This window comes from Enterobacter sp. BIDMC 30 (assembly GCF_000534355.1).
Taxonomy (GTDB): Bacteria; Pseudomonadota; Gammaproteobacteria; order Enterobacterales; family Enterobacteriaceae; genus Enterobacter; species Enterobacter ludwigii.
In genome coordinates, this window is record NZ_KI973169.1 from 2,643,623 (window position 1) to 2,655,457 (window position 11,835).

The following is an 11,835-nucleotide window of genomic DNA, read 5'->3' on the forward strand; positions in this document are numbered from 1 at the left end:
TGTTAATAAAACATTGAATTTTCTGACCTGGCTAGCCTAAACCGCACGGTGCCAGAGGTGTTTTTTAAAAACAGAGCAAATAGTATGTTGTAACTAATAAGATCCCCATTAAAACCCGGCCGAAGCCGGGCAACGGTGTTAACAGAGCGGTTTAACGGCCGCACGCATTCCTTGAAGCAGAATAGCATCCAGATCCCGTGTAACCTGCTCGACCAGGCCGTTAACCTGCGTAAGATCTTGCTCCCAGTGTTCGCTCACGCTCAGTACCGATTTTACCAGTTGGCGGGTAGTGATCTGGCGATCGTGATGCTGTGTCCACAGCTGCTGGAAACGCGCCAGCCAGTTCGCGTCGTCCTGAACCGGGTAACTTTCCCCGTTACGCTCCCCGCGATAAAACGCAATCAGTGCCGCTAAAGCAAACGTCAGTCGCGCAGGCAATGACCCGGTTGCTTTCTGCCCTGCCAGCAGCTGCGGCAGAATGCGGGTGCGGTACTTGGTCATCCCGTTGAGGGCAATCGACAGCAGCTGATGTCGGATATAAGGGTTACGGAAACGGCCCGTTACCGCACTGGCGAACGATTCCAGCTCATCACGCGGCAAATCCAGTACCGGAATAATTTCCTCATAGATAGCTTTTTCGACAAAAGCACACACGTCAGCATCGTTCATCGCCTCGCCTACCGTGTCCAGCCCGGCCTGGAAGGCTACCGGTACCAGCGCCGTGTGCGCACCGTTCAGAATGGCGACTTTACGCTCTTTGTAAGGCCGGATGTCATCCACGATCAATACGTTGAGCGGGAATTTATCAAGACGCAGTTCGCTGGCAAGGGAGTCAGGGCCCTGAATCACAAACAGATAGAAGTGTTCGGCGGTATCCAGGAACCCGTCCTGATAACCCAGTTCAGTCTGCAGGGCGGCCACTTCGTCACGCGGGTAACCCGTTACAATGCGGTCAACCAGGGTCGAGCAGAAGCAGTTGGCATCGTTCAACCATTCAGTAAAGGCCGTCGGCAGCGCCCACTCCTGCGCGTAGCGCAGCACCAGCTCCCGCAGCGCATCCCCGTTGTAGTCAATCAGTTCACACGGAATGATGACCCAGCCTTTGTCTGGCGCACCGTTAAAATGACTGAAACGCTCGAAGAGCAATCGCGTCAGTTTCGCCGGGTAGCTGACGGCAGGCGCATCTTCAAAGGTGTCGCCCGCGTGATAACCGATCCCCGCTTCCGTGGTATTCGAGAACACAAAGCGCATCTCCGGGTTATGAGCCAGCCTGAGGAACGCATCGTATTCATTATAAACGTTGATTTCGCGGTTAACGGAACGGATAAGACGTGCATCGCTCACCGCGTCGCCTTTCTCGTTCAGGCCGCGAATGATCGTGGTATACAGACCATCCTGCGTATTCAGCGACGGCGGAAAATCACTTTGAATGGGACGAACGACCACCACACCGGCGTTGAGATCGGTATGTTCGTTTAACAGGTCGATTTGCCAGTCGATAAACGCCCGCAGGAAATTGCCTTCACCAAACTGAATGATACGTTCCGGATAGTGTGGACCGGGAAAATCATGACGGTTAAGTGTGTTCACAATGGGTTCCTTTTATAATTAGTCATACAGCCTGATAAGATTGGTACGATAACTTATCAAAACTTTACGACCGGGAACCCTGTTTTGATCAATTCATGATGGAGTTGTGAAAAATAATTATAAGAACTTATAGAACACGGAGGTGGCGGTCATCTCGCCATCCGGCATCAATGCATAGCGCGGGATCTCCCCCACTTTTTGCCAGCCAGCACGCTGGTAGAACGTCTCGGCACCGCTGCCGGTGGACGTATCCAGTACCAGGACCGAAATGCCTCTGGCTCTGGCCTGTACTTCAAGTTCTTCCATCAGGGCCATTGCCGCCCCTTTACGGCGCGCTTTTTCATGGACCAGCAGTTTTGCCACATCCGCGCGATGCGGCTGATTCTCCGGCTGATCGGTGATCAACTGTACCGTGCCGATAACACCGTCCTGCGGATCGATACTGGCCAGCACAAGACGTTCATTGCGTCCCACGCTCTCAGCAATACCGCGCCAGAAAGCACGCGCTTTTTCCGGGCTAAAGGGCAACATAAAACTGACGGATGCGCCGCCGTTAACGCAGTTTTCGAGGATCGCGGACAACGCATCAAGGTGGGTGAGGATCTCTTCCCGGGTGAGGTTTTTGATGTGCAGTGAGGTATTCATTGTTTTTCCTTACGTTGAATACCGTCACTGTGCAATTAACATCTTATTAACGCAAACGGATCGATCATAGGCTTTTGTTATGTCATCTTTCGCGGTGGCGTTGCTGCTTCATGGCATACATCTTTTCATCGGCCTCTTTTAGCCACTGTTGCAGGTCATGGCCATTGTGGTCGAATTCACTGAGTCCCCACGAGAACAGAAGCGACCACGGATGCAGTTTGCGGGCATTATAATTTTCGACCTGCTCGGCCAGATACTGCATCGCAATCCAGGCCCCCTGCTCATCCGTATCGGCGAACAGCACGGCAAACTCATCCCCGCCAAAGCGAACCAGCAGATCCGCCTCACGGAAGGAGGAACGCATCAGTTGCGCCATCACGTTCAGCGCCTTATCCCCTTCCTCGTGGCCGTACCGATCGTTTATCTCCTTAAAACGATCCAGATCCAGCCAGCCAAGGGTTAACGGCTCTGCACGGCGTCGGGCGACGGACAGGGTAAACCGGACGAGCTGATTAAAGCCCCGACGGTTGAATAAGCCGGTGAGTTCATCGGTAGTCGCCGCACTGACGGCGGCAAATTCATCTTCTGCCAGCGCGCCCAGGTCTCCCAGCACGGCAAGATCGGCCGCCGTAAACTCGCGCGGAGAATAATCAATCAGGCAAAGCGATCCGACGCTCGCGCCGTCGCGCAGACGCAGCGGGAAACCAGCGTAGAAACGAACGCCGGGCTCACCGGCCACCAGCGGATTATCGGCAAAGCGGTCATCCTGACGCATGTCCCCCACCACCAGCGGCGCTTCGCTGAGGATCGTATGGCCACAAAATGAGATATTGCGCGGGACAGAGTCCGGTGCCTGGCCATCAGCCGACTTCACGATCAGCGAATGCTCATCGATAAGATTGACCATCGCCAGCGGCACCTGGAAAAAGCGTTTTGCCAGACGCGTCAGGCGGTCAAAGGCCGGCGAACTGTCGATTTCAAGCAGGCCTGATTCGCGCAGCGAGTTCAGACGTTCCGTTTCGTTTTCAGGGGTTGCAGGTGTTTTCATAACGTCTCCTGACGCAAGCTTTACTAAAAGCGTAGCTTAAACAGAGACATTGTCAGTGTACGAATATCCTGTTCAGACGCTATTTGTTAACGTCACTGGCTCATGACGACTAATGCAGTGATGTTTCGCTGCCGGACGTTGCAGTAACCTGCTCATCCGACAACCGGGCGCTGGTCCGATTTCGCCCCGCTTTCTTTGAACGATAGAGATGATCGTCCGCTTCAGCCATCAGCTTATTAAAGACCTCCGTCAACTGCCATGACTCAGATTTACCGCTGCCCAGGCCAATGCTGACGGTCAGATACAGCGTCTGCTGGCGCCAGGTAAACGGATGATGTGCGACGGTGGTTCGAATGCGTTCAGCCAGTTCAAAACCGTGCTGCGCATCCCCGGAGTTCACGACCACCGCGAACTCTTCTCCGCCCATTCGCGCTACCATACCGTCCTCACCGACAACCTGCTGAACCTGCCGGGCAAAGGCCGCCAGTACGCGGTCACCGCACTCGTGACCGTAGTTATCATTGATGCTTTTGAAGTAATCGATATCCAGCAGCATGACGGTTAAAAAACGCGAATGCCGGTGCGCCTCTTCTTGCTTTAACGCTTCATAAAGCCCGGAGCGGGAATAGACATGCGTCAGAAAATCATAATCTGCCCGCAGTGACACCTGACGAATCAGTGAATTAATGGCCGCCACGCTGACGGAGACCATCACCGGACAGATAGCCATGGTGGCAATGCCCAGCCGGGCTGAGAACATCATCGGGGTCGAAAGCGGTGTCGCGACGGCAATATTGATAATGGAGTTGGCAACCAGAATGATCTCAACGGCGCCCGTGAGAAACGTCAGTAAACAGGTGACGGGCAGCGGGAAGCGTACCGCACACCAGATAAGCGCCGGCAGCGGGAAACAGAGGCTCCCCGCGCCGCCAATCACCACCGACGCGACCACCGAGACAATCAACGCCATAACCGGGAACAGCTGTTCCAGGCGTAACTGAATATCACGCACGGGCAGGCTAATCGTCAGCATACACGGCACAATCAGCACCCCCGTTGAAAACTGCTCGCTAAACCAGTCGGCAAACAGCGGCCAGAAGGTGTGACTGTCGATACCGACCGACCCCACCGCGCCAAGCAAGGCACACAGCAGCGCAGCAATCAGGCAGTAGTTAAACAGACGCAGCGCATTAAGCGGATCGGGGGTTTTCATCAGCCGTTTATCACGCAGAACCAGTATGGCGACCACGACGATAAAAATCATATTCGACAGGTTAATCACCAGCGAGGCCATTCCCCAGCTGGTGGTGACCGCGTCGTACATCAGCATGGCAACATACGCGACCGCGTAGTTATGCAGACGATTCAGATAAGCATAACGGGCGAATACTCCCGCCATAACGCCATTCAGTGGCCAGAACAGCGACAACGCTTCAACCAGACGCAATTCAGCACCCACAAAATAGAATAAGGTGGTGAGAATAAAGATCCACGACGCATTACGCAGCGGAGTATCGGGTTGAAAAAACCTGAAGGCAGAGAGAGCAGAACGCATTAAATATCATTCCGTATAATAACTTATGGCGATTATGTCGATCGTCAGCAGGATCTGAACTAACTTAACCTGCATCTATAACACAAATACAACAGGATCATAACTCGTCAAATTTAGGCGTTCATCTGCAGCACCAGCCAGTGGTGGATCACGCTGACGATATAATGCTGTTGCTGCGCGCTGAGCTGAACACCCTGCGGAATGTTATGCCACTTTGCCAGACAGCCACGACAACAGGTGGCGGTGGCATGCTGAGCGATAAACACCGGATGACCGCGCATGGGCGTCTGTTTCCCGTCATTGGTGGGATGGGCCGGTGCAAGACGCCGGGCAATAAAATCGGCGGCGTGCTGGTCAATGGTTTCGGCACCTTTGTCCCAGCAGTACTGCCGTTCCTTCGTGCCTAAGCGAAAGCGCGAACGAAAAGGCGATCGTGCCAGGCGGGCAAAAAGCGGATCCAGGGTCGACATCAGTATACGGAACGTCCCAGACGTTGGGTCAGTTTCTCCAGAACTGCCACACCGGCAAGTGAATTTCCCGTTTCATCCAGCTCCGGGCTCCAGACGGCAATCGCCATTTCGTGAGGCACGATTGCCACCACCCCGCCCCCGACACCCGATTTAGCCGGAAGACCGACGCGCCAGGCAAACTCTCCGGCGTTCTGATACATCCCGCTGGTCGCCATCAGGGCATTCACCTGACGCGCCTGCATGGGCGAGACAACATCTTGCGCGAGGTGCGGCGCATGCCCCTGATGGGCGAGGAACAAGAATGTCTGTGCCAGTTCAACACAGCTCATTTCGAGCGCGCAGTAATGAAAATAGTTTTGCAGCACGGTGGCGACATCGTTATGGAAGTTACCAAACGATTTCATGAGCCAGGCGATAGCCGCGTTACGGGCGGAGTGTTCAAACTCCGAGCGCGCCACCACCGCATTGTAGGCAATATCGGCGACGCCCGAGAGCTGGCGGACAATTTCAAGCATACGCTGGCGAGGGGCGCTGAGACGGCTTTGCAGCATATCGCAAACCACCAGCGCACCGGCATTGATAAACGGGTTACGCGGTTTACCCTGTTCAATTTCGAGCTGAAGCAGTGAGTTGAAAGGCTGCCCGGACGGATCTTTCCCCACGCGATGCCAGATTTCGTCTTCCTCATACTGGCGCATGGCCGCAACCAGACTGAGTACTTTTGAAATGGACTGAATTGAAAAACGCTCGGTGGCGTCACCGGCCTGGTAACGCTGCCCGTCTACCGTACAAATGGCAATACCCAGCTTATTCCCGCTGACCGAGGCAAGGGCCGGAATATAGTCGGCAACCTTCCCTTTTCCAATTAACGGACGAACCTGCGACAGAATCTCGTCCAACATCTCATTATGGATGACCGCAGCCACACTTTGCTCCTTGCCCTCAGGCTAAAACGGGCTGCGAGTATAACAGAGGCTTATATGTTGCGTCAGGCGCTAAGACGAAAACGCGAAACCGCCTGCAATAAAAGATCGGATTGCTTATGCAGCCGTTCAGAGGCATCCGACGCGTCAGACACCAGCATGTCGGTCTGACGGGAAACCTGATTCAGCGCCTGAAGCTGCCGCGTCATCTGATGAATGCTCTCCCCCTGGCTCAGGGTCGCGACCGAGATCTCATTCAGCAGACTGCTTAAATTAGCCACCAGCCCGATCACCTGCTGCAGATTATCTTCCAGCAGGTTAACGGCCCGGGAACCGTCTTCGATGCCCTGCAAAGAGTGATTGATCAGCGCCTGAATAGTCTGCGTCGAGTGGCTGCTCTTTCTGGCCAGCAGCCCCACTTCCCGGGCGACAACGGCGAACCCGCGCCCGTGGTTCCCCGCATGGGCGGCCTCGATGGCCGCATTCAGTGCCAGAATGTTGGTCTGAAACGCCACGCTGTCGATCATCGCCACGATCCCGCGCATCTCTGACGATCGGTCAACGATCGCCTGCATGGAGGCATTGACGGTCGTCATCATCCGATCGCCACCCGCGGCTACCTGGCGCGCCTCGTCCGCCCTGGAGCTGGCGAGTTTTGCATAACCTGTATTCCCTTCCACGTGGTTTTCCAGCGCGGCAATGTGTGTCGTCACATCCTCAAGCTCTTTCGCCTGACGAGCCGACTGCAGATACAGCTTCTGGTTGCCCTGCGCCAGCGAGCCTATATTTTCGACCATTGCGTGGGTGGCATTGCTGACCTGGGTCACCAGTTCCTGCAGTCCGTGCTGCAGGGTGGAAACACTGTCGCTTAACTGTCCGATCTCCTTGTTAAAGCGCAGTACGCCCGGCGGTGTACCGGACAGGTCTCCTGCCGCCAGCTGGTTAATGTGAGCAATCAACCGATGCAGCGGCGTAATGACCCAGCGGGACATGCCGAACCACACCAGAACGGCGATGGCAAGTAGCAGAACCGGCGCTATCAGAAAAAGCGTTTGCAGGCCAGAGAGTTGCGCCATCAGACTCTGGCGGCCCTGCATCGCCTGCTTCTCGCTGGCCTGCTGATAGCGGGCATAGTTTTCGTTGAAGTCAGTCTGAAAAGCCTGGGCAGGTACGGCAAAAAAGGCGTCGATCGTGTTGGTCTTGATGAGCCCTTCCGCCTGCTCCTTGATGGCACCGTAGAAAAGCTGGTAGCTGGTGATCAGGGCATCATCTTTTGGCGGATTGAGCGCCAGCCAGGCGTTCCAGGCCTGCTGAGAAACCGTCAGCGACGCCTGAGCTTCGTCCATCAGGCTGTGCCAGCTTCCTTCAGAGCCGGTCTCTTTATCCTGCATAAACCAGACGCCGGAGCGGTTAAGCAGATCGCTTGCTGCCAGCAGAGACACGCGGGCCAGATCCAGTTTGCTCTGTTGCTGGTACGCCAGCAGATTTTGCTGCTCGTTGCGCTGAGCGTCCTTCAGGGAAGCATTGAGCAAAAATGAAGAGGAGAGTTGCAGTGCGGAGAAAAGACCAATAATACAGAAAATACCGGTCAGCAGGCCAAACTGACGAGGGATGAGGCGCTGCGCAATACGGCGAAAAATTTGCGTTAGGTTCATAATTTTCTTCAGTAACAAGACGTTAGACGCGTGCGAGTCTACGAAACGAAAATGACAGAACCATTGCAGGAAAATGACAACGGCCTTCGTGCTGAAGGCCGTCATCGGAGAGCGAACTAGACTCTGTTCTTCCATACCGTCTGCACGTTACAGAACTCGTGCAGACCGAAGTGGGAAAGCTCACGACCAAAACCGCTCTTCTTCACGCCGCCAAAGGCCACGCGCGCATCGCTGGCGCTGAAACCATTGATGAACACCCCACCGCACTCCAGCTCACGGGAGAATTTCTCCGCCAGCGTATCGTTCGCGGTAAAGACGGTTGCGGACAGACCAAAATCGCTGTCGTTAGCCAACTGCAGGGCGTGCTCCGCGTCTTTCGCAACGCTAACCGCCGCAACCGGACCAAACAGCTCCTGACGAAATGCCGTCATGCTGGCAGTGACATTCCCCAGCACGGTCGGTGCATAGTAGTTACCTTCACCGGCAACTTTCTCCCCGCCAAGCAGCAGCGTGGCGCCTTCGGCCAGCGTGGCCTGCACCTGCTGATGCAGTTCATCACGCAGGTCAAATCGCGCCATCGGGCCAATAAAGTTTTCTTCGCTATCCGGCGCCCCCATCTTCAGGGCTGCCGTCGCCTCGACAAAACGCTGGGTGAAAGCATCAGCGATGCCCTCTTCCACAATAAAGCGCTTAGCGGCGGCGCAAACCTGTCCGGTATTCTGATAACGTCCGGCCACGGCTGCTTTCACCGCCAGATCCAAATCAGCATCATTGAGCACAATAAACGGATCTGAACCGCCCAGCTCCAGAACGCATTTCTTCAGTGCTGCCCCTGCCTGCGCACCAATCGCCGCACCCGCGCGCACGCTGCCGGTTACGGTTACGGCGGCAATACGACGGTCGTTGATCGCCTGGCTCACGCCCTCATTCGTGGCATTCACCCAGCCAAAGACACCCTGCGGAAAACCGGCGTCAGCAAATACCTGCGCAATAAGGTCAGCCGAGCCGAGTACGTTTGGCGCATGCTTGAGCAGATAGCTGTTCCCGGCCAGCAGGATGGGTACCGCGCCACGCAGTACCTGCCAGAGCGGGAAGTTCCACGGCATGACGGCAAGAACAGGTCCCAGCGGTCGGTATTCAATCACCGCGTTCTGGTTTTCTACCAGGGTCGGTTCAGGCTGCAGCATTGCCGGACCGTGTTCCGCATACCAGTCGCAGAGGCTGGCGGATTTTGCCACTTCAGCACGCGCCTGCAAAATGGGTTTGCCCATCTCACGGGAGATCATTCGGGCCATCTCGTCTGCACGGTTGCGCAGCGCGCTGGCGAGATCGCGCAGCTTTTGCGCCCGGTCTGAAACGCTTACGCGTCTCCACTGACGAAAACCGGCATCAGCCTGCGCAATTGCGCGTTCAACGTCGTCGGTGCTCGCCCACGGATACGCCGCGAGCGTCTCACCGGTGGCTGGGTTAACAGAGAGGGCATGTGTAGCAGAGGAATAAGTCATGATGGTCTCCACGTAATAACGGTTGATTCATTGTGGCGCACTCTGCTATTTCTTAAAAATGAATAATACTAACCACCTTGTTCACGAATCGAGAATGGTATGGACTTAACTCAGCTTGAAATGTTTAACGCCGTGGCGCTCACCGGCAGCATCACCCAGGCGGCGCAAAAGGTGCATCGCGTTCCGTCGAACCTGACCACCCGCATCCGCCAGCTGGAGGCCGATCTTGGCGTTGAGCTGTTTATTCGTGAGAACCAGCGTTTACGTTTATCTCCCGCCGGGCATAACTTCCTGCGCTACAGCAAGCAGATCCTGGCACTGGTCGATGAGGCACGAATGGTCGTCGCCGGTGATGAACCACAGGGATTATTTGCGCTTGGCGCGCTGGAGAGTACCGCCGCCGTGCGTATTCCGGAAAGCCTGGCGCAGTTTAACCAGCGTTATCCACGTATCCAGTTTGCCCTCTCTACCGGGCCGTCCGGCACAATGATTGACGGCGTACTGGAGGGAACCTTAAGCGCCGCGTTTGTTGACGGCCCCCTTTCGCATCCGGAGCTGGAAGGCATGCCGGTTTACCGGGAAGAGATGATGCTGGTCACGCCCGCCGGGCATGCAGAAGTGGCACGCGCCACGCAGGTAAGCGGCAGTGACGTCTACGCCTTTCGCGCAAACTGTTCGTATCGCCGACATCTGGAAAGCTGGTTTCACGCCGACAGAGCCACGCCCGGGCGTATTCATGAGATGGAGTCTTATCACGGCATGCTCGCCTGCGTCATCGCGGGCGCCGGTATCGCGCTGATGCCTCGTTCGATGCTGGAAAGTATGCCAGGCCACCATCAGGTGGAAGCCTGGCCGCTGGCAGAAAACTGGCGCTGGCTTACCACCTGGCTGGTCTGGCGCCGCGGGGCTATGACCCGCCCGCTGGAGGCTTTTATAGCGCTGCTAAACGAACGTCAACCACCAGTGCCTTCTCCATAAACAGGCTCAGCGGGTCATCAACATACGGCGGAAACGCCGGACGTTGCTCATAGCCGCACTGCTCATACAGACGGACGGCGGCATGTTGCCGGATGCCCGTCTCCAGGCGAAGCGTGTGGCAGTGACGGCTCAGGGCTTCATCTTCCAGCGCCGCCAGCAGCATCTCGCCGAGATGTTGCCCGCGATGAGCCGGATCGATATACACCCGTTTCATTTCACCGGTCCCGTCGCCGTTGAGCACCACGGCACCACACCCGACGGCATGAAGCTGCCGGTCCCGAATAATCATCAGGATCAGCGAGGCTGTCGGCAGTTCGGTCAGATCGAGCAGGTGGTTACTTTCAGCGGGATAGAGTTCGCTCTGATAGCGGTCAAGCGCGGCAATCAGATGCAAAATATCAGGGTGATGTGCAGATTCAGCGGTAATGGAATACATGGCGGGCTCCTTGTTGTTTTTATTTCAACATAGCGCAGCCCTGCACACGTGCTTCATACCGTTAACTTATATCAGCATTGCCGTTCAGGCTGACGAGGGTATTCCTTAACCAGCGGTGTCCGGCGTGGTTATGGCTGCGTTCATGCCAGATAAGACTGACGTCAAACGTCTCTTTCAGCCAGGGGAGTTCCACCACGGTGAGCGGGTTAACGGTTCCCATAATCAATCGTCGGGGCACCAGTGCTACCAGATGGCTCATCTGCACCATGCCGGGAACAAACAGAAATGATGCCGCAGACACCGCAACCTTACGTTGCAACCCTGACTCCGCCAGCATGACATCGAGCGGCGTGGTAAAACCGCCTCCCGAGGGGGACACGATAATATGCTCAAGTTTTGCGAACGCTTCCATTGTCAGTTGGTCGTTCAGTTCAGGATGCTGAGGGCGCCCGATAAGCACGTACGATTCGTCATAAAGATGTTGCGTTCTGAGCTGCGCCTGCGCAGGGTCTGGCGTAGCAATGGCAGCATCAACATCGCCTGAGCTCAGTTGATGGGCTAGCTGATGCGGATCGTAATTCCTGACAGCAATACGCACGCCGGGGGCAATCTCTTGCAGGGTCACAATCAGCGGCATAATGACCGCGGCCTGCACGTAATCAGTACAGGCCAGAGAGACCGTTAGCGAATCGTGCAGCGGATCAAAGTCCTCATGTGATTGCAGCGTATCCCGTATTTTTGCCAGCGCCCCGCCAAGCGTCGCCATCAGCTCTAGAGCTTTGGGGGTTGGCGTCATCCCCCTGCGCCCCGGGATCAATAACGGATCGTTAAACATCCCCCTCAGCCGGTTAAGCTGCGCGCTGACGGCAGGCTGGCTAAGACAAAGCCGGCTGGCGGCCCTGGTGACATTTTGCTCCGCGACCAGCGCTTCCAGAGTCAGCAGCAGGTTTACGTCAGGCTTTTTGGTATTCATAGGATGGATATCATGTAAGAAATAAATCGATTTCACGCTCGCCGCCCGCATTCCGAT

General features: G+C 55.8%; 11 protein-coding genes. 1 reads left to right on the plus strand and 10 read right to left on the minus strand.

Features of this window, described 5'->3' with window-relative positions; translation table 11 throughout:
- Positions 1–138: 138 nt before the first annotated feature.
- The 8 genes from L466_RS09840 to sad form a co-directional block, all read right to left on the minus strand.
- Positions 139–1,590 carry a tagaturonate reductase gene (locus L466_RS09840; protein ID WP_032681011.1) on the minus strand — a complete coding sequence of 484 codons (1,452 nt, stop codon included), beginning with the start codon at positions 1,588–1,590 and terminating at the stop codon, positions 139–141.
- A 117-nt stretch (positions 1,591–1,707) separates the two neighbouring features.
- Positions 1,708–2,235, minus strand: coding sequence for a GNAT family N-acetyltransferase (locus L466_RS09835; RefSeq protein WP_032678147.1), 528 nt, complete (start codon positions 2,233–2,235; stop codon positions 1,708–1,710).
- Positions 2,236–2,317: 82 nt separating this feature from the next.
- Entirely contained in the window at positions 2,318–3,283 is a 966-nt protein-coding gene (locus tag L466_RS09830; RefSeq protein WP_014170057.1) for a sensor domain-containing diguanylate cyclase, read from the minus strand.
- A 109-nt stretch (positions 3,284–3,392) separates the two neighbouring features.
- Entirely contained in the window at positions 3,393–4,838 is a 1,446-nt protein-coding gene (locus L466_RS09825; RefSeq protein WP_032681012.1) for a sensor domain-containing diguanylate cyclase, read from the minus strand.
- A 113-nt stretch (positions 4,839–4,951) separates the two neighbouring features.
- Positions 4,952–5,308 (minus strand): DUF4186 domain-containing protein, encoded by a 357-nt coding sequence (locus L466_RS09820; protein WP_014170055.1) that lies wholly within the window; start codon positions 5,306–5,308, stop codon positions 4,952–4,954.
- Positions 5,308–6,234: a glutaminase B gene (gene glsB / locus L466_RS09815; RefSeq protein WP_025204200.1), complete on the minus strand. Its 927-nt coding sequence runs from the start codon at positions 6,232–6,234 to the stop codon at positions 5,308–5,310. Before glsB ends, L466_RS09820 begins: the two co-directional genes overlap by 1 nt.
- Before the next feature lie 62 nt (positions 6,235–6,296).
- On the minus strand, positions 6,297–7,886 hold the full coding sequence (locus tag L466_RS09810) for a methyl-accepting chemotaxis protein (RefSeq protein ID WP_032682000.1): 1,590 nt from the start codon (positions 7,884–7,886) through the stop codon (positions 6,297–6,299).
- A 116-nt stretch (positions 7,887–8,002) separates the two neighbouring features.
- Positions 8,003–9,391 carry a succinate-semialdehyde dehydrogenase gene (gene sad, locus L466_RS09805; protein WP_032681013.1) on the minus strand — a complete coding sequence of 463 codons (1,389 nt, stop codon included), beginning with the start codon at positions 9,389–9,391 and terminating at the stop codon, positions 8,003–8,005.
- A 99-nt stretch (positions 9,392–9,490) separates the two neighbouring features.
- Between sad and L466_RS09800 the strand changes: the two genes are divergently transcribed.
- Positions 9,491–10,369 carry a putrescine utilization regulator PtrR gene (locus L466_RS09800; protein ID WP_014170051.1) on the plus strand — a complete coding sequence of 293 codons (879 nt, stop codon included), beginning with the start codon at positions 9,491–9,493 and terminating at the stop codon, positions 10,367–10,369.
- Here the strand turns inward: L466_RS09800 and L466_RS09795 are convergent.
- On the minus strand, positions 10,323–10,805 hold the full coding sequence (locus tag L466_RS09795) for a GNAT family N-acetyltransferase (RefSeq protein ID WP_014170050.1): 483 nt from the start codon (positions 10,803–10,805) through the stop codon (positions 10,323–10,325). The genes L466_RS09800 and L466_RS09795 overlap by 47 nt on opposite strands.
- 61 nt (positions 10,806–10,866) lie before the next feature.
- On the minus strand, positions 10,867–11,778 hold the full coding sequence (locus L466_RS09790; RefSeq protein WP_226876130.1) for a LysR family transcriptional regulator: 912 nt from the start codon (positions 11,776–11,778) through the stop codon (positions 10,867–10,869).
- Positions 11,779–11,835 lie beyond the last annotated feature (57 nt).

Excerpts from the sequence above, each read along its gene's own strand:
- L466_RS09810 (WP_032682000.1), bottom strand. The coding sequence starts at position 7,886 with ATGAACCTAACGCAAATTTTTCGCCGTATTGCGCAGCGCCTCATCCCT.
- L466_RS09820 (WP_014170055.1), bottom strand. The coding sequence starts at position 5,308 with ATGTCGACCCTGGATCCGCTTTTTGCCCGCCTGGCACGATCGCCTTTT.
- L466_RS09825 (WP_032681012.1), bottom strand. The coding sequence starts at position 4,838 with ATGCGTTCTGCTCTCTCTGCCTTCAGGTTTTTTCAACCCGATACTCCG.
- sad (WP_032681013.1), bottom strand. The coding sequence starts at position 9,391 with ATGACTTATTCCTCTGCTACACATGCCCTCTCTGTTAACCCAGCCACC.
- L466_RS09790 (WP_226876130.1), bottom strand. The coding sequence starts at position 11,778 with ATGAATACCAAAAAGCCTGACGTAAACCTGCTGCTGACTCTGGAAGCG.
- L466_RS09795 (WP_014170050.1), bottom strand. The coding sequence starts at position 10,805 with ATGTATTCCATTACCGCTGAATCTGCACATCACCCTGATATTTTGCAT.
- L466_RS09830 (WP_014170057.1), bottom strand. The coding sequence starts at position 3,283 with ATGAAAACACCTGCAACCCCTGAAAACGAAACGGAACGTCTGAACTCG.
- L466_RS09800 (WP_014170051.1), top strand. The coding sequence starts at position 9,491 with ATGGACTTAACTCAGCTTGAAATGTTTAACGCCGTGGCGCTCACCGGC.
- L466_RS09835 (WP_032678147.1), bottom strand. The coding sequence starts at position 2,235 with ATGAATACCTCACTGCACATCAAAAACCTCACCCGGGAAGAGATCCTC.